The sequence below is a fragment of the Acinetobacter sp. F-1 genome, from assembly GCF_022869025.1.
In the GTDB taxonomy this organism is placed as follows: domain Bacteria; phylum Pseudomonadota; class Gammaproteobacteria; order Pseudomonadales; family Moraxellaceae; genus Acinetobacter; species Acinetobacter pseudolwoffii.
The window spans coordinates 286,980-307,947 of record NZ_JAJKFX010000001.1 but is presented as its reverse complement, the minus strand read 5'-3'; the positions used below and the strand labels follow the sequence as shown (position 1 = coordinate 307,947).

Below are 20,968 nucleotides of genomic sequence, written 5' to 3'. Positions count from 1 at the left end.
TGAAAATTCAGCCTCTTTTCTATCCAGAAAATAGCATTCAAGGGTTTTAATCAGAGGATATCAGCATTTTGCGATAGATCTGTTTGACCTGGGCATACATTTGATAATCAGTCAGCTGGAGCTGGTGCTGTATGTCTACTGGGGGTTTTTGCTGGCTGAGTAAGCGTAAGAGCTGCAATTCGGTTACCTTGAGACAGGGTTTCCCAGTGAGCTGGTACAGGATATGTTCTGCCAGTTCAGCATGGATATAGGCACCGCCGCGCAAGACAATTTTCAGGCTTTCAGCAAACTGGATGAATGAAGCCTGAGGTTGGATATAGCTATTTGCACCAGATAAGATTGCTGAATAAATGAGTGCTGTGGATTCACTCTTGAGTACGGCAACTACAGGTGTACTTGGGGTATGCCGTTTCATCTGGCCGATGAAATGAATCTGTGAGGCTTCTGTCAGGTGATAAAGAATCAAGTTAGGCAGATGTTCGGCAATCATCTCTTGTGCAGATTGGAAATTGTCTGCATACAGCAGCATATCTGGTTGATAGCCCAGTTGTTGCAGTACAGTCTGAGTTTTGGACAGGTTCAGGTCAGTAAATGAAGCGATGACTAAAACCGGTGCAGGCAAGAGGGCAGCCAATAAGCTCAATCCTGTTGATTCTAAGAGAAGGCTATACTGTGGATGAAGCAAAATAAAATGAATATCCCAAAAAATAGGGATTTAACGATAATCACCTCATCTTCGTCTTAAATAGCATTTATTACAGATTAAAACCGATGACATTAACAGTCAGCTTGAGACTTTAGCAGGTCTATGATGGTTGGTTATATCCACTTTGAGATATAAAAAAAGGAGCAACGGGTGTGCTCCTTTTAATCATCTAAAATTTTAGCTCAAGCAGCATTGTGCTGAGTGATTTTTTGGAAAATCTGTAATAACACATCAAACTCGCTTTGTAGCGGCGTACTTTTACGCGTCACCAATGCCAGGGTGCGACTTGGCGCAGAGTTGATTGGCTTGACCAGAATCTCAGGGTTGGCTTTGATCATATTGGTATAAATCGCAATTTCTGGCAATAAAGTAAAACCAAGATTTGCAGAGACCATTTCGATTAAAGTCGGCAAAGAGCTGGCTTTTAAACGATGATCATTTTTACGCTCACCAATCGGGCAGGCACTCAGGGCATGATCACGTAAGCAATGACCTTCCTCAAGTAACATCAGGCGAGACAGATCAAGATCTTCCAGAGAATTCGCTTGTGCAGCGTGTTGGTCTGATTTTTGATAAACCAGATACAGATTCTCTTTGGCAATCTCGGCCACTTTCAGGCCACGTGTATCGAAAGGTAGCGCCAAGGCCACCATATCCAGGTTGCCATGTTCCAGTTTTTCTACAATTTTCTCGCTTTGTGCTTCATGCAGATGCAACTGGATTTTTGGTAATTGTTTATGCACTTCTTCTAGCAGCTGTGACAGCAGGAAGGGAGCAATCGTAGGAATCACGCCAAGATGTAAATCACCGGTTAAGGGTTCACTCATCTCACGACTTAAGCGCATCAAGTCCTGAGCATCAGCCAGTAGAACACGTGCGCGTGCAACCACTTGTTCACCAAGAGGCGTTAAACGAACATTCTGGCGGTCGCGTTCAACAAGTACGCCACCGAGTAAACGCTCCAGCTCCATAATGCCGCCAGACAAAGTTGACTGGGTGACAAATGAGCGGCGAGCAGCTTCTGTAAAATGTAGCGTCTCTGACAGTGTTACGAGGTATGACAGCTGTCTTAAGGAGGGTAGTGCAGCCATAGTGTCCTAATGTTTATGATTTAAAATGATCAGCAAATAATTCGCTAAGATATGGAATAAAATGCGGTGGGATATCATGCCCCATTCCATCAATTAATTCAAATTTAGCCCCTGGAATCGCTTTTGCAACGGCCTTGCCATGACTAGGAGGCAGCAATCGATCACGAGCACCATGAACCACCAGGGTCTCTTGCTTGATTTGCTTGTTCAGTTGCAGCAATGAACCTGTACATAATATTGCTAAAAACTGTTGAAGTACACCGGCAGGATAGTAACTTCGTTTATATAATTTACGTGCGGTCTGCACCGCTTCCAGATGATTGACATAACCTGGCGAACCGATGATGTTAAACAGTTTTAGACTATGATCTACAATACCATCTTCATCTGTTGAAGCCGGTTTGTCAATCAAACTAAAGAGTTGCTTGGGAAAGGGCGGTGGCAACAGCGGCTGATTGTTGCTGGTAAACAGTAAACCCAGTTTTTTGACTTTGTCCGGATAGCGTGCCGCCAGAATCTGGGCAATCATGCCACCCATGGATGCACCCAATACATCAACCTGATCCAGCCCCATTTTTTCAATCAGCAGACTGACATCTTCAGCCATATCATACAGGTCATAAGGTGCACCCTGATTGCCCAGACCGAGCACAAAACGGCTCATCATTTTCAGGGTGTTCAGGCGTGGACCCTTGTTATGGATTTTTGAAGACAGGCCAATATCGCGATTATCAAAACGTACCAGATGGAAACCTTGATCAATCAGCGATTTACAAAAAAAGTCAGGCCAGTACAGCACCTGCGCACCCAGTCCCATAATCAGGAGCAGCGTAGGATGTTCCGGATTTCCGCCCACCTCGACATGTAATTCCACACCATTACCCAGATCAACTCTGGTTTCACGCATGAAAGAACTATATGGAGAAAGATTAAACTGTAATGCGCTGTGCATAATTGCTGTCCTAATTAAAGGATATTTTGTTTAAAAAATATCCTGAGTATTAAACCTCTAAACCACAGCAGGAATCAAGTCAGGAACCTGCTTGGTCAAAGACAGACGTTGTTTGCCCGCAGTTGCACCCAAGAGTACAAAGCCACGTAAAGTGCCGCTACCGTCGATGGCTTTGGCCAGCATGCCATCTTCCAGCTCTTCAGTTTCCCAGGTGACCTCAACATCGACTGGTGCAGGCAGGACAGTTAAAGGTGCAGCAGGCGTTTTCACTGCCACTGGCATAGCCGGATAATGTACAGCCGTATGTTCGCCATTCAGGGTTTTTGCCAGCGCGCGCGCCTGTTGCATGATGGGCATGACATAAGGCAATAAGGTACCATTCACTTCAGCACAGTCACCTACGGCATAAATATCGGCATGATTGGTTTCCAGTTGCGCCGTGGTTAAAATTCCACGACTGGTATGAACATCTGCCTGTTTGGCCAAAGAAATATTCGGCTGTAGACCTACCGCAGACAAAACCACATCAGCAACGAGAGACTGACCATTGGCCAGCATGACCAAATAGTCACCATTTTCAGCACGAGAGACCTTCTCGACCGTGGTGCCCAAGACGAAATGAATGCCGGTTTCTTCAAGGTTTTTCTGGAAGGCCGTTGCAACATGTTCAGGTAATAAACGGCCCAGCGGTTGAGGTGCCAGATCGATCACTGTGACCTGATGCTCGGTATTTTGCAGGTCATTGGCAAATTCGCAACCAATCAGGCCTGCGCCTAAAATCACCACGCGTTTATCTTCACGTGCCGCCAGATTGCTGCGGAACGTCTTATAGTCACTTAAATTATTCACCACATGAATGTCATCACTGGCATCACCGGAAATGGCTAAACGTACCGGGTTGGCACCGACCGCCAAGACCAGTTTGGAATAATTCTGTGTGCTTTCCTGACCATCTTTCTCAAGTACCAGCTGATGATCTTCCGGATGAATGGCTTTGACCCAAGTCTGCTGTTCAATCCGCATATTCAGTTGTGCCGACATTTTTGCAGCATCGCCCAATGCAATCTGTTCAGGCGCTTTTTTGCCAACCAAAGCATTGGAAAGGGTAGGTTTGGCATAATTTATCGCATCATCCGCGCAAATCATCAGCAGTTCATGCTCTGGATTAAGTTTGCGAAATTCACGTGCTACAGCATAACCTGCTATACCTGAACCAATAATAACGATAGGATGCATAGTCGTTTCCATGCTGTAGGGCTCTCCATGCTGTTTTATATGAGGATAAAAAGGACATAAAAAAAGACCATATCGACATGGTCTTTAACTGGGCGTGCTCAGACTTCGATCATTTCGAAATCGACTTTAGACACGCCACAATCTGGACAGGTCCAGTCATCCGGGATATCTTCCCATTTGGTTCCCGCCACGATGCCGTCTTGAGGCCAACCTTCCGCCTCGTCATAAATCCATCCACAAACGATGCATTGATACTTTTTCATGTAACTCTCCAAAACTGAGCAAGTGTAACCGTCAGCTTAAAATCCATAAAATGGCAAGACTCTAAAAGAATATGACTTTTTAACAGTGAACATATTTGGCTAAATTTTTACGCAGTTCTATTCAGAAAGTAAAGTGAATAAAAGCTTAATCAGCGAAATTAGCAGCAGAATGACTTTGGGATTCAGTATTTCTCTGAAAATGAGTCAAATCGGCTTTGCTGGCAAATGCTGTGGAGTGATGAAGCGGCTGCTGTGGCAAAATTTAGCTTAAATGAGGCGTTATAGACCAAAGTCGTGCAGTAAAAACTGAGGTTTTTATATAATTTAGAATCAGTAAAGTCTGGATTAAATATTTTTATAATAAATGAATTTAATAAAATCAATAACTTGTGCTTAAATATTGAGTTTTTATTATACAGCTCGGCTTGTTCATTGGCTGGAAATAGGTTTAAAATTCGCATATTCCTTTTCTTTTTTTAAGATCTCCCATGAGCAATTTATCTACTTCTTTGTGGTCTCACATTCGTACGGTCCAAGATTTTCCAAAACCAGGAATTTGCTTTTATGATTTGACCCCACTTTTCATGAGCAATATTGGTCCATTGACTGATGCCCTGATTGCCAGCATTCCTGCTGACAAACTGGCAGAAGTAGAAAGCTTTATCGCAGTGGAAGCACGTGGTTTTGTGTTGGCGAGCCTGTTGGCACAACGTACTGGAAAAGGTTTGTTATTGGTGCGTAAAGCAGGAAAATTGCCGCCTCCAGTCGTGGGTGTCGGTTATAGCCTGGAATATGGTCTGGATCGTTTAGAAATGTCTGCGGAAGTTCAGTCTCAGAAAGTCATCATTGTTGATGATGTTCTGGCAACAGGCGGAACTTTAAAAGCGGTAAATGAATTGGCACTCAAATGTCAGCATGAAGTACTAGGTGCAAGTATCTTTCTTGATCTTCCTGATTTGCATGCTGAATTAGGTCTGGATATCTGGTCAGTACTGGATGATAAATCTCAGCCTGAAGCTGCGGTTGCCTAAATTGTAGATTTAAAAAAAAGCTCCTCAATATCGGTAATGCCGGTCAGTTAAGAAATTGACTGGCATTTTCTTTTTTAAATTCATGATCATATTTGACAAGTAGAAAAGTCATCCGCAACTGTTTGAGGCAGGACTAGATTTAAAAATGATTGTTTCTGCGACAAATTTACTAGTCGATGGTGGCTGACGAGTTTTGCGGACGACAAATGCCTTTGGTTACTTTGGGCGAAACCAAAGTAACAAATTATTTTCAAGTATTTGATTTATAAAGTTAAGACTCCGCCGTGAATGACTAAAAAGTTAAAGAGTCTATTTCTAAACTCCTTAACTGATCAGCATTACCTCAATATCGGGGCTTTTTTATTGTCTGATAAAATGATGTTCAATTTCCTGAATCAGCGTATTAATCTGTTCAGGATGTTCTAGTCGATGATGGCCGCCATCAACTGCCTGAATTTGCATATAGTCTTCAAGCTGTGCCTGAACCGCATGCATATCCAGAATTTCATCGCCCAGTTCTAGATAGGCAAACTGCGGAATATCATGCTGTAAATCGCCATGACAAATTGCCGGATAATCATCTCTGAAATTGGGTTGCAAAATGGGATTCGCCACCACACAGGGAAGGTGATAAGCCTGCGACATTTTCAGTGCCCAATAGCCGCCAAGATTATGACCCACCAGAATATCCGGTTTGATGGTTTCAATCATCTCATGATAAAAACTGGCGACCGAATTATAGCTCAGATTACGATAATCGACATCAATACAATATTTATGCACGACATTAATTGCATGAAACTTGGTGGATTCTCTGGAGGAATCTAAGCCATGTAAAAACAAAATCTTAGACATAATCTTACTCATTTTTATGGGGCATGCCATATTGGTATTTATTGATTGGCACATCATCTTCAATCTGAGCATCATTGTAGAACGTGTGGACATCCAAGGCAGTTAGCTATTGGTCTAAGCCAGCATTTTTTTGTGCAGTGATTGGCTCTACCTCGTCACACACTAGGACTTTCATCTAAGTAATCGCATAATCGGCTCCAAATCGAGCTGAATTGTATTGGTAGAGTGGATTAGATTGAGGGGATAAGGTTGGGAAAATGCCGAGATAGTGGATTTTTCCAAAGAAAAGCCGCTTCCTGAGAGTGTTTAAGCTACGATTTGGGTAGGATTTCTGCTATTCTATGCAACTTCTATTTTTTAACTAATCTTATTCGAGGCAGAGATGACGCAAACTAACGCTCAATCGACTTCTGAACAAATCATTTCCGAAAACGATTTAATTGCACAGCGTCATGCCAAGTTAAAGCAAATCGAAGCTCAGGCACAAGAAACTGGTAAAAGCCCATGGCCAAATACCTTTAAGCGTGAGCATTATGCCCAAGATTTACAAGACCAGTTCGCTGATAAATCTAAAGAAGAAATTGAAGCAGGCGAAAAGGTCTACGTCAAAGTTGCCGGTCGTGTGATGTTAAACCGTGGTTCATTTATTGTGATCCAGGACATGACAGGTCGTATCCAGCTTTATGTCGCCCGTAAAGAACTCGCTGCAGATGTACTTGCGACCATCAAAGGTCTAGACCTTGGCGACATTATTGCAATCGAAGGTTATATCGGTCGTTCAGGCAAAGGCGATCTGTATGTACACATCGAACATTTTGAATTATTAACCAAATCATTGCGTCCGCTGCCAGACAAGTTCCACGGTCTGAATGATACTGAAGTAAAGTATCGTAAACGTTATCTTGATCTGATCGTGAACGAAGAAACCCGTAAAACGTTTGAAATTCGTGCCAAAGTGGTTGCAGGTATTCGTGCCTTCCTGACTGAAAAACGCTATATGGAAGTTGAAACGCCAATGATGCATGTGATCCCAGGCGGTGCTTCTGCGCGTCCGTTTGAAACGCATCATAATGCACTGGACATGCCATTGTTCTTGCGTATTGCGCCAGAGCTTTATTTAAAACGTTTGGTGGTGGGTGGTTTTGAACGTGTGTTCGAAATTAACCGTAACTTCCGTAACGAAGGGGTATCTACGCGTCACAACCCAGAATTCACCATGATTGAATTCTATCAAGCCTATGCAGATTATAAAGATCTGATGGAATTGACCGAGCAGATGCTGGAAAAACTGGCGCTGGATATCTTGGGTTCGACCGATGTACCTTATGGTGATGAAGTGTATAGCTTCAAAGGGCCATTCAAGAAAATTTCAATGTTTGATGCAATTCTGGAAAATAACCCGCAATTTACTCCGGAAAATGTCAATGACCGTGAGTTCCTGGCAAAATTCCTTCAAGAAGAATTGAAAGAGCAAGTGAAGCCAGGTTTTGGTCTGGGTAAACTGCAAACGATTGTGTTTGAAGAAACAGTTGAAACCAAACTGCGTCAACCAACATTCATTACGGAATATCCAGCGGAAACTTCTCCATTGGCACGTCGTAATGATGATAATCCGCACATCACCGACCGTTTTGAATTCTTTATTGGTGGTCGTGAACTGGCAAATGGCTTCTCGGAATTAAATGATCCAATCGACCAGGCGGAACGTTTCCAGGCACAGGTTGCGGAAAAAGATGCGGGTGATGATGAAGCGATGCATTATGATGCAGACTTTGTAGAAGCACTGGAATATGGCCTACCGCCAACAGCCGGTGAAGGTATTGGTATTGACCGTCTGGTGATGATCTTTGCTAATGCAGCAAGTATCCGTGATGTGATCTTGTTCCCGCATATGCGTCATAAAAATGCATAAGTGCTGAATTTTAGAAAACCCGCTTAGGCGGGTTTTTTTATGCTTTAAATCGCTATACTAAAAAATTAAAGACAAAAAAAACGCAATGATTGGGGTGATCATTGCGTAGAAAAAGGAATGTTTTTTCAAACTACATCAAGCTTAACTGTGGAGAGAGTTAAATTTGATTCCTTACTGTATGTAGCTATAATACGACCCGGTAAGGCTTGACTCAGCAGTATTCATGTTAATAGATGTTAATTAAGGTTAAAACTATGGAGATTCTATGGGCGAGTTTGCTGCTTTATCGTGCATAAACACCTCGCAATAAAAAAGCCCTTCATATGAAGAGCTTTAGGTGGTCATTTTATGTTTAGAAACGGAATACACCTAAACCGGTTTTCACCTCATCTAAAGTCGCCTGGGTAATATCACGACATTTATCTGTTCCGGTCTTTAAAATATCCATAATATAGTCAGGGTCTTTAGCAAGCTCCATACGGCGCTCACGGATTGGACCAATCAATTCTTTGAGAATGCCTTCCAGACGTTTTTTCACTGTACCATCGCCTAAACCACCACGACGGTAGTATGCCTTAAGCTCTTCCAGTTCTTCTTTGTTTGGATCAAAGGCGTCCAGATAAGTGAATACTACATTGCCTTCAACCTGACCTGGGTCTTCCACACGAAGATGATTCGGATCGGTATACATGGCATTGACGGCTTTTTTAATATCTTTATCTGTCGCATCCAGCACAATGGTATTGCCCAAAGATTTTGACATTTTCGCTTTGCCATCAAAACCAGGGAGGCGGCCGACATTAGACAGTAGCGCTTTACATTCTGGTAACAGGTCATGACCGATTTGACGGTTCAGACGACGCACGATTTCATTGGTCTGTTCGATCATTGGAATCTGATCTTCACCCACAGGAACAACAGTGGCCTTGAATGCTGTAATGTCGGCAGCCTGAGCCACCGGGTAACACAAGAAACCTGCTGGAATATCGCGCTCAAAACCACGCATCTGGATTTCAGATTTAATGGTCGGATTACGCTCAAGACGTGAAACAGTCACGAAATTGAGGTAAAGCATCGTCAGTTCGTTTAAGGCAGGTAAACATGACTGAACACAAATTGTAGTTTTAGTTGGATCAATACCGACAGCCAGATAATCCGTTGCCACTTCAATAATGTTACGACGTACTTTTTCAAAATTATCGGCATTATCGGTGAGTGCTTGAGCATCAGCAAGTAACAAGTGTTGATGGTGAGAATCTTGCAGGCCTACACGAGAGCGTAATGAACCGACAAAGTGGCCGAGGTGAAGTTGTCCGGTAGGACGGTCGCCCGTCAAGATCACTGGACGATTATCTTGATTACTCATTATTTATTCCAAAGGGTAGTCAGTACTACAGCTGTATTTTAACGAATGGCAACATTGTACGGTATTCTGTTTTTGATTGTCAGCCAGAAAAAAAGCTGTATTAAAAAAATCTTATTAATTAAACAAGTGAATACAATATTTTTAAGAATTTTGATTAAAATAAACTGAAATATGATAAGGATAATAAGTATGGCGAGCAGTTTATTACTATTATTAGATGATATTGCGACGGTCTTGGATGATGTGGCTGTGATGAGTAAAATGGCAGCCAAAAAAACAGCTGGTGTACTCGGTGATGATCTGGCTTTAAATGCACAGCAAGTGTCAGGCGTACGGGCAGATCGTGAATTGCCGGTAGTCTGGAAAGTGGCCAAAGGTTCTTTTGTCAATAAGCTGATTTTAGTGCCGCTGGCCTTGTTAATCAGCTTTATTGCCGGCTGGTTGATTAACCCCTTATTGGTGCTGGGTGGTTTGTTTCTGTGTTATGAAGGTGTGGAAAAAATCGTACACACCTTGTATACACCGAAGGCCAAGGATGCTGAACAGGCCCGTGAGCAACTGATCCAGACTGAAACAGATTTGCACCAGTTTGAAAATGAAAAAGTCAAAGGCGCGATTCGCACCGACTTTATCCTTTCGGCTGAAATTATCGTGATTACCTTGGGGACGGTGGCAGCAGCCTCTATGCTGACCAAAGTTACCGTTTTAAGCCTGATCGCGATCGTGATGACCATCGGGGTCTATGGTTTTGTTGCCCTGATTGTCAAACTGGATGATATCGGTCTGCATCTGACCGAGCAGCAGTCCGATTTTAAGCAACAAATAGGACGCGGCTTGTTGGCATTTGCCCCGATTCTGATGAAAATTTTATCAGTTGTTGGAACTGCTGCGATGTTCCTGGTCGGTGGGGGAATTATTAATCATGCTATTCCTGTTATTCACCACTTTACTGAAGATAGTGTTAGCTATGTACAGGATATTCCCAGTATCGGAAATATTGTAGGTGCCCTGACACCGACCTTGATTAATTTCGCCGTGGGAATTTTAGCGGGTCTGCTGGTGATGCTGGTCATCAGCCTGATTAAAAAAATCTGGCCCAAATCATCAAAAGCTTAAGATGCAAAAATATCTGCAAATTGAGCAGATGAAGAAAAGGAAAAAACTATGCGTTGGAAAGGTCGTCGTGTCAGTAGTAATGTAGAAGACCGTCGCGGTGGTGGTGCCAAAGCTGGCGGAATCAGTATTGTCGGGTTGATTGTGGCTTTTGTGGCCTGGAAATTCTTCGGCGTCGATCCACAGCAAGCTTATCAAACCACCAAACAGGTCACCCAAGGCGTATCGGGTGCGGCGGAAACACGGGGTCTGGAAAATCCTACGCCGGAACAGCAGGAGTCGATTGATTTTGTCGGCACCGTACTAGCAGATACTGAAGATACCTGGACTCAGGTGTTTCAGCAGCAGTTAAATCAGCAGTATGTTCCCCCAAAACTGGTTTTGTTCAATGGGATTGTGAATTCGGGTTGTGGTACGGCTCAGGCGGCGATGGGGCCTTTCTACTGTCCGGCAGACCAGAAAGTTTATATCGATACCGCATTCTTTAAAGATATGCGTACTCAGATGGGGATTGGTGGAGAACAGAATGCCACCGAACTCTCCCGTAATGATCAGGCCGGAGATTTTGCGCAGGCTTATGTGGTGGCCCATGAAGTAGGTCATCATATCCAGACGATTTTGGGGATTTCCTCTCAAGTACAGCAGGCACGTCAGCAGGCAAGCGAGGTACAGAGTAACCAGCTTTCAGTGCGCCAAGAATTGCAGGCAGACTGTCTGGCTGGAGTCTGGGCCTACCATAATCATCAGCGCACCCAGTTTCTGGAACAGGGAGATGTGCAGGAAGCTATGGATGCCGCACATAAAATTGGTGATGACTATTTACAGAAACGTGCTCGCGGGCAGGTGGTACCGGACAGCTTTACCCATGGCAGCAGTGCGCAGCGCGTACAGTGGTTTAATACCGGCTTGAAATCGGGTCAGGTTTCGAATTGCGATACCTTTAACCAAAATATTTAGCTTGTTTCCAGATAAAAAAGGAGCAGGTGCCACTGCTTCTCATCATTTTAACTTTGGTTATAGTTTGAATCTATGACGTCATGAAATCCTGCTTTTGACAGGTCAAAAGCAGGCAAAAGTCTTTTGTTCGCCATACACAACATGCTTGTCGTGATGGCTAAGGTGTGACCTCCTTGTCACACTCGCATCTCCAAAATCTACTTAATTCAATTGTGGGGCAGCTGTGGAGCAGGCAATCCTTTTTTATTTATGCAGAAAACGCCGGAAATTTCTTAATATCTTGATACTGACAAATAAGGCGGCCAAAGCAAACAAGGCAATGGCAAAGACCGTATATTTGAGATTGTTGATGTCATTTTGATAGAACTGCTGCATATCATGGTTGGTATATTCGAGAGCCGTGACTTTGCCAGTCCGGCTATCTCTAAATTGAATTTTTTCAATATAAAACAGATTTCCCGCTTTAATTAGGTGGACGCTCTGGATTTGACGGGTATGTGATTGATTGTCCTCATCACTACATAAAGCACTGTAATGCTCACAATTGATTTTGGCCACATAACCATTTCCTGCAATCAGAATAAAAATGGCATTGTCCGGTCGCTGGTTATTAGATACCAAAACATACTGTTCGCCAGTTGTACTTTTCAAGGGAATACGGGTTGCCTGCTGATAATGCTGTTCTGCCTGCAGAATCTCCTGAATTTTAGCGAAGCAGGTAAAACATAAGGATAAGGTGATCAGAAAAATCACGCTCGCAAAACAAAGACGAAAAATGGTTTTGACAGTTTGGTGCATGGGAGAAAAATTCAAAATAGAAAGATGGGAAAGCAAAAGCCGAGTGCTGATCTGTATGTTAAATCATCATTCGGAAATACTGAAAAGAAACTTAACTCAATTCGATAAAAAGAGGATTAAACTTGTTTTGCTAGAATGCCTTTTTATTAATGCTCTGCTATTCAAATCTCTATTTTGACCATGCCGCTCGGCGCATATTGCTCCATCTCGCCCGACTTTAGGAAACCGAATGGGAAATTTCTTTTTTCTTCAGCTACTCACGGTGGTCTTTGCACTTTCCATTGCCACCACTATGTTTAATAAGCGTGTTTTAGGTTTTCCGCAAGCGATCGGTGTTCCGATTGTTTCGGCCATCTTTGTTTTTATTTTGCAATGGGGCGCCAGTTTATTACAAGGTAATCCATTCTTTAGTATTAATATTGACAATATCGAGCAGGCTGTTCGTAACATCGATTTTTATGACTTTCTGATCAATGGGGTGATCTGCTTTATTCTGACCTCATCTGCACTGAAGTTTAAGGTTTCAGATTTACGTAATCATTGGCGACCGATTGGTATTTTGGCAAGTTTAGCGCTGGTCTTTTGCGCGGTGTTCTTTGGTGCAGTTTTATATGGCTATCAGTTCCTGATTGGTAATCATGTGGATTTACTGGTGTTGTTATTACTTGGTGCGGCTTTAGGTGCGACTGATCCGATCGGCATTAAAGGCGTATTGAGTTCAGTTCGCGCACCGCATCATCTGATTGTCAAGCTGGAAGGCGAATCGTTATTTAATGATGCCATGTGTATCGCCTTATTTATGACCTTGCTCAATGTTCTGCAAGGCGAAAACTTTACGGTACTGGCTGTCATGCAAACTTTATTGTATGAGATTGTGGTGGCCGTACTGATTGGTCTGGGATTTGGCTTTGCAATATTAAGAATTTTGCGTGGCAAGCATGAAATGGAGTCACTGATTCTGACCACTGCTTTATTGGCATGTGGCTCTTATCTTATTGCTTTATTGGCCCATGCTTCAGCGCCGATTGCCTGTGTCATTGGTGGCTTAATTGTCGGTAATAAATGGAAAGAAATTCTGGCCGATGCCGATATTGGTGATGTGAACCATTTCTGGCATACGGTTGAAGGGATTATTAACTCCTTCCTGTTTACTCTGATTGGTTTGGAGTTGTTTATTCTTGACCTGAGTACCAGTCTGGTCTTGGGCGGGATTGTGGCATTTATTATTTTACATTTAGCCCGCTTTGCTGCCAATCACTTGGCATTTGCCATGTTCCCCAAAATACGCCGAAAAAGCTATAACGGCAGTTTAACGATTTTGTCCTGGGGCGGTGTGCGTGGCGGGATTTCCCTGGCGCTTATTCTGGCGGTGGCCAATATTCCTCAGCTAGAGGCTTATAGCAGTATCTTGGTGGGCTATACCTTTATTGTGGTGCTCTTGTCGGGTCTGGTGTGTGGTCTGGGCTTACCTGCGGTGATGAATGCTTTTTACTATAATCCCGAGGAAGACACACAGGGCTTTAAAGGCTGGTACCAGCGTATGTGCCACAAGCTGAACCGTAAGGGTTTTCAATATATTGTCGGAGAAGATGTCAAAGGAAATGAAACCATCACTATTTTTCAGCCAGAGATTCTGATTGATCAGAAAGATATCGATGGTGTTGCTACCGTACATCATCCAGACAAAGTTCAAGAGGTAAAACGGCTGGAAAATCCAGATAATTTCTAAAGATAAAATCCAGAAGATAAAGCGCTACTGGATTATGTTTAATAGTGAAATGAGATCGCTTGAATCAGCATTTAATCAGGCGTGATTATTTTCCTATAGCTGTTAATAGGGGGATCAGGGCGTGATCTTTTATTTAAAGGTACTATTGAACAGATGAAATGCAGCAAGACAAGTTCAGCCAGTCAGGAAATGGCAGAGATGATTTTGACTGTGGTCAGTCAGATCCCTTATGCAAAAGTTGCAACCTATGGGCAGATTGCCAGACTGGCCGGTTTACCTCAACATGCACGTTTAGTGGGTCGGGTTTTAAGCCATCTGGAAGAAAATACCGACATTCCCTGGTATCGGGTGATCAATGCACAAGCTAAAATCAGTCTGAACAAGCTTGATTCATCTGGCCAGAATATTCAGCAACAAAAGCTGATACAGGAAGGGATTGTACTTGACGGTGATCGTGTGGATTTAAAACGCTATCAGTGGGATGGTTGGGTCTAGATATAAAAAATCCCCGCTTTTAGAAAGTGGGGATTTTAAGTTTGATGCACGGATTACTTGCGAATAACCATCACTGGAATATCGGCCTGACCTAGAATGCTTTGAGCTACGCTGCCCAGGAACAGTTTCTTGAAGCCAGTACGGCCATGTGAACCAATTATGATCAGGTCAGAATTTAAATCTTTCGCTGCTTTGACAATCTCGCTATAAATCACCTGGCCTTCAAGTAGCTGGGTATCTACTTCAACACCTGCACCAGAGAATTTTGCTTTAGCTTCATCCAGAGTTTTTAAGATCGAGGTGCGGGCACGTTCAATCAGGTCGTTGGTTTGCGCTGCAGAGATATATTCCGCAGCAATATAAGGGTCGAGTGTCAGTACCTGTACCACTGTCACTTTACTGTTAAATGCTTTGGCAACTTCGACTGCTTTATCAACGGCAGCATAAGATGTTTCCGAACCGTCAATAGGAACTAAAATATGTTCAAAAGGCATTAGAATTCTCCTGTTGGGAATTAAGTGTTATAAAAATGATGACGCGTTAAACCGAGTACGAATAGTTGTTTATACTTTGATCATAGCCTGTATTGTATAAAAATAAAACCAAGTAAATACATAGGTATAATGTCTAATAGATTAAACAGTTAAACGCAGGTTTCTGAGTTTTAAGTTTCATGGTTTATTGATTTTAAATAATTGAATTATATGGATTTATAGAAATATTCAAGCTGATTGTCAATCACATTGAATGGATGCCGGGTCCAATTTGATTTGTGGTGCCAGTTGTTCATATTGATTTAAAATCGAATGCGTCTCAGGTGCGAAAATTTGTTGTTGCAGTTGCTGGATTTTATGTTCGTTCACATGCAAACGTGCACAATAGAATGCAATCTGATTTTCTTTGGCAATGGCCAGTCGTTGAGTCTGATCATATTCCGGATAACGCTTGATTTGCTGTTGAGCCCGACTTAATTGCGCCAAGGTGCGTTTCTGTTGCATGCTCATGAATTGTTGATGATTAATCCACTGTGCCACATCGCGACGTACTCCATTGTAGTTGACAAAAATAGGAGAAATCACTTGGCAGGCGGTGATTGCTAAAGTGCTGAGCAAAAGAATCAGTATGTTAATTTTGTACATCGGTGAAAGCTCCAAGCATTAAAGTTCTTCATAAGAATATGTGAAATACCAAATAAAAAATCTAATATTGTTTAAAGTTTAAGAGTTTATTCTTCATTTGCATAAAGACTGAACATTTGTGTTTTAAAATGCTTGACGATAGCACCTGAAATTACGATAATGCGCACACAGTTTACGGCTATGTAGCTCAGTTGGTTAGAGCACCGCACTCATAATGCGGGGGTCACAAGTTCAAGTCTCGTCATAGCCACCATTTTAAAAGACCAAGCTCTCAGCTTGGTCTCTTTTTTTGTCTTTTAAAAAGTATGGCGCATGATAAAAATTATTTGAAGCATCCAGTAAATTTTCAGATATCTCCAAAATAATTTTTCTGTGATCGTTGATTAATTTTCTACTTTTAGCGTTGATATAAAAAAATCGCCCCAGTATTCACTCAGGCGATTCGATTTAAATGACTAAGAAAAGGGCTTAGTTACCAGCTTTCCAGCCATTGACGATTGGATAACGACGTTCGCGCCCATAAGAACGTGAACTGATTCGTGGTCCAATTGCACCTTGGCGGCGCTTGTATTCATTCATGTCGACCAGACGGATGACTTTTTTCACCACCTCGGCATCAAAACCTTTGTCAATAATATCGTCTTGACTCATGTCTTCTTCGATGTATGAATACAGGATGGCATCCAGAATGTCATACGAAGGTAAAGAGTCTTGATCGACCTGATCTGGACGCAGTTCTGCTGATGGTGGACGAGTAATAACACGTTCTGGAATCACGGGTGTTTCTGAAATACTGTTACGATATTTCGCCAGTTCAAACACAATGGTTTTGTACACATCTTTCAAGACGGCATAGCCACCGACCATATCACCATACAGCGTGCAATAACCCACAGCCAGTTCAGATTTATTTCCGGTCGCAAGCACCAGATTGCCGAACTTGTTGGAAAGCGCCATTAATAAGGTGCCACGCGAACGTGCTTGCAGGTTTTCCTCAGTCGCATCTGCCGGGGCGCTTCCAAAGAACGGGAAGAGTACCTGCATAAAGCCGTTTACTACCGGATTGATTTCGGCAATACCAAAAGTTACACCCATATTTTTTGCTTGTTCAGCCGCATCTTCTACGCTGATTTGCGCGGTATAGGTATAAGGCATCATGACCGCCTGAACTTTGTCTGCACCAATGGCATCTGCAGCAATCGCAAGGGTCAGGGCAGAATCGATCCCACCCGATAGGCCCAGAATCACGCCGGGGAAGCCAGAACGCTGTACATAATCACGGGTTGCCATCACCAGGCTCTGATAGATCTCAGCCATGGTGTCCAGCGCAGGTGTAATTGTACCTTTGCTAAATTGAAGCTGTTCAGCATCATATTCTGCGATAGAAAGGCTTTCCTGGAAACTTGGGGCCTGTAGCGCGACTTCGCCAGATTTATTTAACACAAAGCTGGTACCGTCAAAGATCAGATCATCCTGACCACCGACCTGGTTACAATAGACCAGATTGATATTCAGCTGTTTCACCAGAGCTGCCATGGTCTCAATACGGTGTTGTGGTTTACCCACTTCATATGGAGAGGCATTCAGTACCAGAGCAGTTTCGATATTGAGTTTTGCCAGCTGCTGTACAGTAGCTAAAGACCATGCGTCTTCACAAATCAGCACACCAAATTTGTGTCCGAGATATTCAAATACCAGATGTTGATGACCTTCACCGAAATAACGCTTTTCATCAAATACACCATAGTTTGGCAACACCTGTTTGTTATAAATACCCAGCACCTCACCATCTTTCATGACGGCTGCTGAGTTATAACGCTGGCCATCTTCAGTTTGATTTACAAAACCGAAGACCATCACAATATCTTTGACTTCAGTCAGTTTTTCAAAAGCAGCTTTGGTGCGTTTGGCCAGACTTGGACGAATTAATAGATCTTCTGCAGGGTAGCCCAAGATTGCAAGCTCAGGGAAGATAATCAGATCAGCCTTATCTTTTTTAGCCTGATTGGCCTGATCAATCATTTTTTGAGTATTTGCATCCAAATTGCCCACATGTGGAGAGAACTGAGCAAGCGCAATTTTAAAACTTTTCATTCCAATTAAATCCTATTCCTATAGGTTAATACACTAAATCACTGATTTTTATAATTCTAATTATCCAGCTGAGTGCATTTTGATACTTAAAAAAAATGCCAAATGGCAAAAGAAAAAACGTCTTTATCACATGATCGTTAAATCTTGATCTGCGAGCTAAAATATCATACTTGGGTTATTTTATCGAAATTTAATCCAGAAGCTAGAGCTGTTTTGCGAGAATGAATGTTGAAATGAAAAGTTATTATCCAAAAATAAAGAATATGTAGATTTTCTGCACATGAATAAATCTCAGGATTTAAATCATTTATTCATGGTCTTGATTTTCAAAATGCCAAATCAAGATGATATTTTGAATAAAAATTATTATATATCAATTGATTGTTTGACTATCTAAAATAATATTGGGTATTTTTTTAAGAAAAATATCTCGGGCAATATCACCTTGTTGTTCAATATTATACTGTGAAAATGATTTGTTGGGATTAAATTGATATTTGTAAGGATTATATTTCCCTAAGCTTAAAAAATAAGCACTTTGTAGAAATGCGCCCTTTAAAACCACATTAATCTGCTGTTGGTATTGATAAATATGGGTCATCTCATGAATAAACAGTGCCTGATAGGCCAAGCTTTCACATGAATAGTCTTCCCGATAATTTAAATTTCGTGCATGGATATAACCACTGGGCGCCATAATCACATGGCTGGATTGCCAGGGTAAATAAGGGTGATTCATGATTCTGACTGCCGAATAGTCAATCAGATTGCCAAATACCTGCTGACAGATTCTGATTTCACCGGCCGTTAAGTTACGGCACTTAAACTGTTCAAAACGGATGAATCTTAAAATAAACGGTAGGGCATACAACAACATCAAGCACAGATCCTGTTCAAGTTTTCAATCTATGAATATGGTCGAGGTTCATGCATTTTAAAAGGGATTAAAGAGGCTATATGTAGGATTTTGTCAGCACTAAAAAAACCACCCCAAAGGGTGGTTTTCTGTCTTGCAACGCCGTTCGAATTAACGAGCGATATCGCGTTGAACTTCACCAGTATAAAGCTGACGAGGACGACCGATCTTGTAAGGACCGCTGTGCATTTCTAACCAGTGGCTGATCCAGCCAACAGTACGTGCAAGCGCGAAGATCACAGTAAACATTTCTGTCGGGATACCAATCGCTTTAAGGATGATACCTGAGTAGAAGTCTACGTTCGGGTATAGGTTACGTTTGATGAAGTATTCGTCAGAAAGCGCAATACGTTCAAGTTCCATAGCCAAAGCAAGTTGTGGATCGTTGATGCCAAGCGCACCAAGAACTTCGTCACAAGTTTCTTTCATGACTTTCGCGCGTGGATCGAAGTTTTTGTAAACTCGGTGACCGAAGCCCATCAGTTTAACTTCTTTAGTCTTCACTTTTTCCATGAAGCCAGCAACGTTTTCTACAGAGCCGATTTCATCAAGCATCTTAAGAACAGCTTCGTTCGCGCCGCCATGAGCAGGGCCCCAAAGTGCCGAGATACCAGCAGCAATACATGCATACGGGTTAGCACCAGTAGAACCAGCTAAACGTACTGTAGACGTAGAGGCATTTTGTTCATGGTCAGCATGAAGCGTGAAGATACGATCCATTGCTTTTGCAAGAATCGGATCAACTTTATAATCACGATCAGCAGGAGTCGCGAACATCATGTGAAGGAAGTTTTCAGCGTAGTTCAAGTCGTTACGTGGGTAAACAAACGGTTGACCGATTGTGTACTTGTAGCTCCAAGCCGCTAAAGTAGGGATCTTCGCAATTAAACGGATCGCTGTGATTTCACGGTGATCAACATTTTCGATGTCCAGATTGTTGTGGTAGAACGCAGATAACGCACCAACAACACCCACCATAATCGCCATAGGATGCGCATCACGACGGAAACCGTTATAGAAGCGGCTAACTTGGTCGTGAACCATTGTGTGGTTACGTACTTTAGCGTCGAATTCTTCTTTTTGCTCAGCAGTCGGAAGTTCGCCATTAAGAAGTAAATAGCAAGTTTCTAGGTAATCAGCTTTAGTCGCCAATTGATCAATTGGGTAGCCACGGTGTAAAAGTACACCTTTGTTACCGTCGATGAAGGTGATTTTAGACTCGCACGCCGCTGTTGCCATAAAACCAGGATCAAAAGTAAAGTGACCTGCAGCCAACACATCTTTAACGTCGATTACATCTGGGCCCAATGTGCCGCTGTAAATTGGTAGTTCAATTTCTTTGCCATCAAGCTGTAAAACGGCTTTCTTGCCAGTTGCTTCAGACATTCAATAGATCTCCTGTCCTGGTGAATGTATATCCGAGTTGTCTATCAATCTTTTAATGCACAAAACGGATGGATCAAAAATTTGCTATAAGATTAGTGAGTACTGAAATTTTGTCAATTATACTTATGGATGAAAAAATGACGCTTGCACAGCGGCTTAGTCACACCATCTTGGTATAAAAAGTTCAGTAAAATCACAGCATCAAACCTCTATAATAAGTCAAATTTAAACAGAGGTGCAGAAAAAAATAGAGGGCCTGAATTATTTGTAAGCATTTTTTCAGACTAAGAAATGCTGCGAAAAAGTATCGCTGATCTTATTGGGAGTTGTTAAAACTATATAAATCTCATAACTTACATGGTTTTTACTCATTTCCTTTGCACATGCAGAATTATAAATAAAAGCAATTAATTAAATTTTTGACTTGATTCAATTGATTAAAAAATAGCTTAATAAATGGCCAACTTTGTAGCAAAGGTCCCCAGTCTAAAAATAAATGAGTGATTTTTCGAATCCAAATCCTCTAAAGCGATCAAAAAATCCATCATCGAGTGCAGTCTAAGTGACTCTTTAAGCTCAGGTTATAATTATACCTGAAAGCAGACCCATCTTAATAACTGCTGCACTACCTGTATGAGCTTGATTTCCATTTAAATTAAATCGAGATTTTAAATAAGATTTGTGCTGCAACTGTGCATCTTTAGTCTAAATAGCGGTAATTGGCTTTAAAAAGAATAACAGAGTAAATTGATCAAGTTAATTATTTAAAAACAATTATATAGATGAAAGTTAGTGGATTCTTAGTCACTAAAGAACCTCATATGTTGTTGTTAATGATTCTTATTTAAAGGGTTTTTCTTGAAAAAGCCAAATCCATCTGTTTGTGTTTTAATAGTTGACGTTTTATAATTCAGTGTCGTTTTGATTTT

The 20,968-nt window shown here is 42.0% G+C and carries 19 protein-coding genes and 1 tRNA gene; 7 read left to right on the top strand and 13 right to left on the bottom strand.

All coding sequences use genetic code 11. The annotated features are described in order from the left end of the window. Positions 1–46: 46 nt before the first annotated feature. The 5 genes from LOZ91_RS01585 to rubA all read right to left on the bottom strand — a co-directional run bounded on the left by LOZ91_RS01585 (position 47) and on the right by rubA (position 4,248). Positions 47–634 carry a DNA-binding response regulator gene (locus LOZ91_RS01585; protein WP_244782546.1) on the bottom strand — a complete coding sequence of 196 codons (588 nt, stop codon included), beginning with the start codon at positions 632–634 and terminating at the stop codon, positions 47–49. 254 nt (positions 635–888) lie between these two features. Further along, positions 889–1,797, bottom strand: coding sequence for a LysR family transcriptional regulator OxyR (gene oxyR, locus LOZ91_RS01580; protein ID WP_005172010.1), 909 nt, complete (start codon positions 1,795–1,797; stop codon positions 889–891). Positions 1,798–1,810: 13 nt separating this feature from the next. Next, the gene (gene estB / locus LOZ91_RS01575; RefSeq protein WP_100357259.1) at positions 1,811–2,749 is read right to left on the bottom strand and encodes an esterase EstB; all 939 of its coding nucleotides are present in this window, start codon (positions 2,747–2,749) and stop codon (positions 1,811–1,813) included. 57 nt (positions 2,750–2,806) lie between these two features. Next, positions 2,807–3,985 carry a rubredoxin reductase RubB gene (gene rubB, locus LOZ91_RS01570; protein WP_244782545.1) on the bottom strand — a complete coding sequence of 393 codons (1,179 nt, stop codon included), beginning with the start codon at positions 3,983–3,985 and terminating at the stop codon, positions 2,807–2,809. A gap of 98 nt (positions 3,986–4,083) precedes the next feature. Next, the gene (gene rubA / locus LOZ91_RS01565; protein ID WP_005096258.1) at positions 4,084–4,248 is read right to left on the bottom strand and encodes a rubredoxin RubA; all 165 of its coding nucleotides are present in this window, start codon (positions 4,246–4,248) and stop codon (positions 4,084–4,086) included. A 488-nt stretch (positions 4,249–4,736) separates the two neighbouring features. Here rubA and LOZ91_RS01560 point away from each other — a divergent pair, with 488 nt between their 5' ends. Further along, entirely contained in the window at positions 4,737–5,279 is a 543-nt protein-coding gene (locus LOZ91_RS01560; RefSeq protein ID WP_005096259.1) for an adenine phosphoribosyltransferase, read from the top strand. Between the two features lie 360 nt (positions 5,280–5,639). Here LOZ91_RS01560 and LOZ91_RS01555 read toward each other — a convergent pair whose 3' ends face one another. Then, positions 5,640–6,134 carry a YqiA/YcfP family alpha/beta fold hydrolase gene (locus LOZ91_RS01555; RefSeq protein WP_100534417.1) on the bottom strand — a complete coding sequence of 165 codons (495 nt, stop codon included), beginning with the start codon at positions 6,132–6,134 and terminating at the stop codon, positions 5,640–5,642. A 382-nt stretch (positions 6,135–6,516) separates the two neighbouring features. Here LOZ91_RS01555 and lysS point away from each other — a divergent pair, with 382 nt between their 5' ends. Then, on the top strand, positions 6,517–8,046 hold the full coding sequence (gene lysS, locus LOZ91_RS01550) for a lysine--tRNA ligase (protein WP_005172002.1): 1,530 nt from the start codon (positions 6,517–6,519) through the stop codon (positions 8,044–8,046). Positions 8,047–8,398: 352 nt separating this feature from the next. Here the strand turns inward: lysS and trpS are convergent, their stop codons facing one another. After that, positions 8,399–9,412 carry a tryptophan--tRNA ligase gene (gene trpS, locus LOZ91_RS01545; RefSeq protein WP_005172000.1) on the bottom strand — a complete coding sequence of 338 codons (1,014 nt, stop codon included), beginning with the start codon at positions 9,410–9,412 and terminating at the stop codon, positions 8,399–8,401. Positions 9,413–9,601: 189 nt separating this feature from the next. On the opposite strand from trpS, the gene LOZ91_RS01540 reads away from it, so the two are divergent. Both LOZ91_RS01540 and LOZ91_RS01535 read left to right on the top strand, forming a co-directional pair. Then, entirely contained in the window at positions 9,602–10,528 is a 927-nt protein-coding gene (locus LOZ91_RS01540; protein WP_086044017.1) for a DUF808 domain-containing protein, read from the top strand. Positions 10,529–10,576: 48 nt separating this feature from the next. Then, entirely contained in the window at positions 10,577–11,482 is a 906-nt protein-coding gene (locus LOZ91_RS01535; RefSeq protein WP_100328816.1) for a neutral zinc metallopeptidase, read from the top strand. 243 nt (positions 11,483–11,725) lie between these two features. On the opposite strand, the gene LOZ91_RS01530 is transcribed toward LOZ91_RS01535, so the two are convergent. Then, a complete protein-coding gene (locus LOZ91_RS01530) occupies positions 11,726–12,280 on the bottom strand; it encodes a hypothetical protein (RefSeq protein WP_005171992.1) in 555 nt (184 codons plus the stop codon). 229 nt (positions 12,281–12,509) lie between these two features. Between LOZ91_RS01530 and LOZ91_RS01525 the strand changes: the two genes are divergently transcribed. After that, on the top strand, positions 12,510–14,009 hold the full coding sequence (locus tag LOZ91_RS01525; RefSeq protein ID WP_005171990.1) for a cation:proton antiporter: 1,500 nt from the start codon (positions 12,510–12,512) through the stop codon (positions 14,007–14,009). Between the two features lie 198 nt (positions 14,010–14,207). Next, positions 14,208–14,504: an MGMT family protein gene (locus LOZ91_RS01520; RefSeq protein WP_005096272.1), complete on the top strand. Its 297-nt coding sequence runs from the start codon at positions 14,208–14,210 to the stop codon at positions 14,502–14,504. 53 nt (positions 14,505–14,557) lie between these two features. Here LOZ91_RS01520 and LOZ91_RS01515 read toward each other — a convergent pair whose 3' ends face one another. Together LOZ91_RS01515 and LOZ91_RS01510 are read right to left on the bottom strand one after the other, a co-directional pair. Further along, positions 14,558–14,998: a universal stress protein gene (locus tag LOZ91_RS01515; RefSeq protein ID WP_005096273.1), complete on the bottom strand. Its 441-nt coding sequence runs from the start codon at positions 14,996–14,998 to the stop codon at positions 14,558–14,560. A 240-nt stretch (positions 14,999–15,238) separates the two neighbouring features. Continuing rightward, entirely contained in the window at positions 15,239–15,643 is a 405-nt protein-coding gene (locus LOZ91_RS01510; protein ID WP_005096274.1) for a hypothetical protein, read from the bottom strand. A gap of 176 nt (positions 15,644–15,819) precedes the next feature. Between LOZ91_RS01510 and LOZ91_RS01505 the strand changes: the two genes are divergently transcribed. Next, positions 15,820–15,896 (top strand) — tRNA-Met (locus LOZ91_RS01505). Between the two features lie 215 nt (positions 15,897–16,111). Here LOZ91_RS01505 and LOZ91_RS01500 read toward each other — a convergent pair. The 3 genes from LOZ91_RS01500 to gltA form a co-directional block, all read right to left on the bottom strand. Next, positions 16,112–17,737 carry an NAD+ synthase gene (locus tag LOZ91_RS01500; protein WP_244782544.1) on the bottom strand — a complete coding sequence of 542 codons (1,626 nt, stop codon included), beginning with the start codon at positions 17,735–17,737 and terminating at the stop codon, positions 16,112–16,114. A 373-nt stretch (positions 17,738–18,110) separates the two neighbouring features. Beyond that, entirely contained in the window at positions 18,111–18,614 is a 504-nt protein-coding gene (locus tag LOZ91_RS01495) for a hypothetical protein (RefSeq protein ID WP_244782543.1), read from the bottom strand. Between the two features lie 150 nt (positions 18,615–18,764). Further along, positions 18,765–20,039 carry a citrate synthase gene (gltA, locus tag LOZ91_RS01490; RefSeq protein WP_005096279.1) on the bottom strand — a complete coding sequence of 425 codons (1,275 nt, stop codon included), beginning with the start codon at positions 20,037–20,039 and terminating at the stop codon, positions 18,765–18,767. Positions 20,040–20,968 lie beyond the last annotated feature (929 nt).

What these genes read in the sequence shown, in the direction of transcription:
- estB (WP_100357259.1), bottom strand. Translation starts at nt 2,749, where the DNA reads ATGCACAGCGCATTACAGTTTAATCTTTCTCCATATAGTTCTTTCATG.
- LOZ91_RS01495 (WP_244782543.1), bottom strand. Translation starts at nt 18,614, where the DNA reads ATGTTGTTGTATGCCCTACCGTTTATTTTAAGATTCATCCGTTTTGAA.
- lysS (WP_005172002.1), top strand. Translation starts at nt 6,517, where the DNA reads ATGACGCAAACTAACGCTCAATCGACTTCTGAACAAATCATTTCCGAA.
- LOZ91_RS01535 (WP_100328816.1), top strand. Translation starts at nt 10,577, where the DNA reads ATGCGTTGGAAAGGTCGTCGTGTCAGTAGTAATGTAGAAGACCGTCGC.
- gltA (WP_005096279.1), bottom strand. Translation starts at nt 20,039, where the DNA reads ATGTCTGAAGCAACTGGCAAGAAAGCCGTTTTACAGCTTGATGGCAAA.
- LOZ91_RS01525 (WP_005171990.1), top strand. Translation starts at nt 12,510, where the DNA reads ATGGGAAATTTCTTTTTTCTTCAGCTACTCACGGTGGTCTTTGCACTT.
- LOZ91_RS01530 (WP_005171992.1), bottom strand. Translation starts at nt 12,280, where the DNA reads ATGCACCAAACTGTCAAAACCATTTTTCGTCTTTGTTTTGCGAGCGTG.
- LOZ91_RS01515 (WP_005096273.1), bottom strand. Translation starts at nt 14,998, where the DNA reads ATGCCTTTTGAACATATTTTAGTTCCTATTGACGGTTCGGAAACATCT.
- LOZ91_RS01500 (WP_244782544.1), bottom strand. Translation starts at nt 17,737, where the DNA reads ATGAAAAGTTTTAAAATTGCGCTTGCTCAGTTCTCTCCACATGTGGGC.
- rubB (WP_244782545.1), bottom strand. Translation starts at nt 3,985, where the DNA reads ATGCATCCTATCGTTATTATTGGTTCAGGTATAGCAGGTTATGCTGTA.
- oxyR (WP_005172010.1), bottom strand. Translation starts at nt 1,797, where the DNA reads ATGGCTGCACTACCCTCCTTAAGACAGCTGTCATACCTCGTAACACTG.
- rubA (WP_005096258.1), bottom strand. Translation starts at nt 4,248, where the DNA reads ATGAAAAAGTATCAATGCATCGTTTGTGGATGGATTTATGACGAGGCG.
- LOZ91_RS01560 (WP_005096259.1), top strand. Translation starts at nt 4,737, where the DNA reads ATGAGCAATTTATCTACTTCTTTGTGGTCTCACATTCGTACGGTCCAA.
- LOZ91_RS01510 (WP_005096274.1), bottom strand. Translation starts at nt 15,643, where the DNA reads ATGTACAAAATTAACATACTGATTCTTTTGCTCAGCACTTTAGCAATC.
- LOZ91_RS01540 (WP_086044017.1), top strand. Translation starts at nt 9,602, where the DNA reads ATGGCGAGCAGTTTATTACTATTATTAGATGATATTGCGACGGTCTTG.
- LOZ91_RS01555 (WP_100534417.1), bottom strand. Translation starts at nt 6,134, where the DNA reads ATGTCTAAGATTTTGTTTTTACATGGCTTAGATTCCTCCAGAGAATCC.
- LOZ91_RS01520 (WP_005096272.1), top strand. Translation starts at nt 14,208, where the DNA reads ATGATTTTGACTGTGGTCAGTCAGATCCCTTATGCAAAAGTTGCAACC.
- trpS (WP_005172000.1), bottom strand. Translation starts at nt 9,412, where the DNA reads ATGAGTAATCAAGATAATCGTCCAGTGATCTTGACGGGCGACCGTCCT.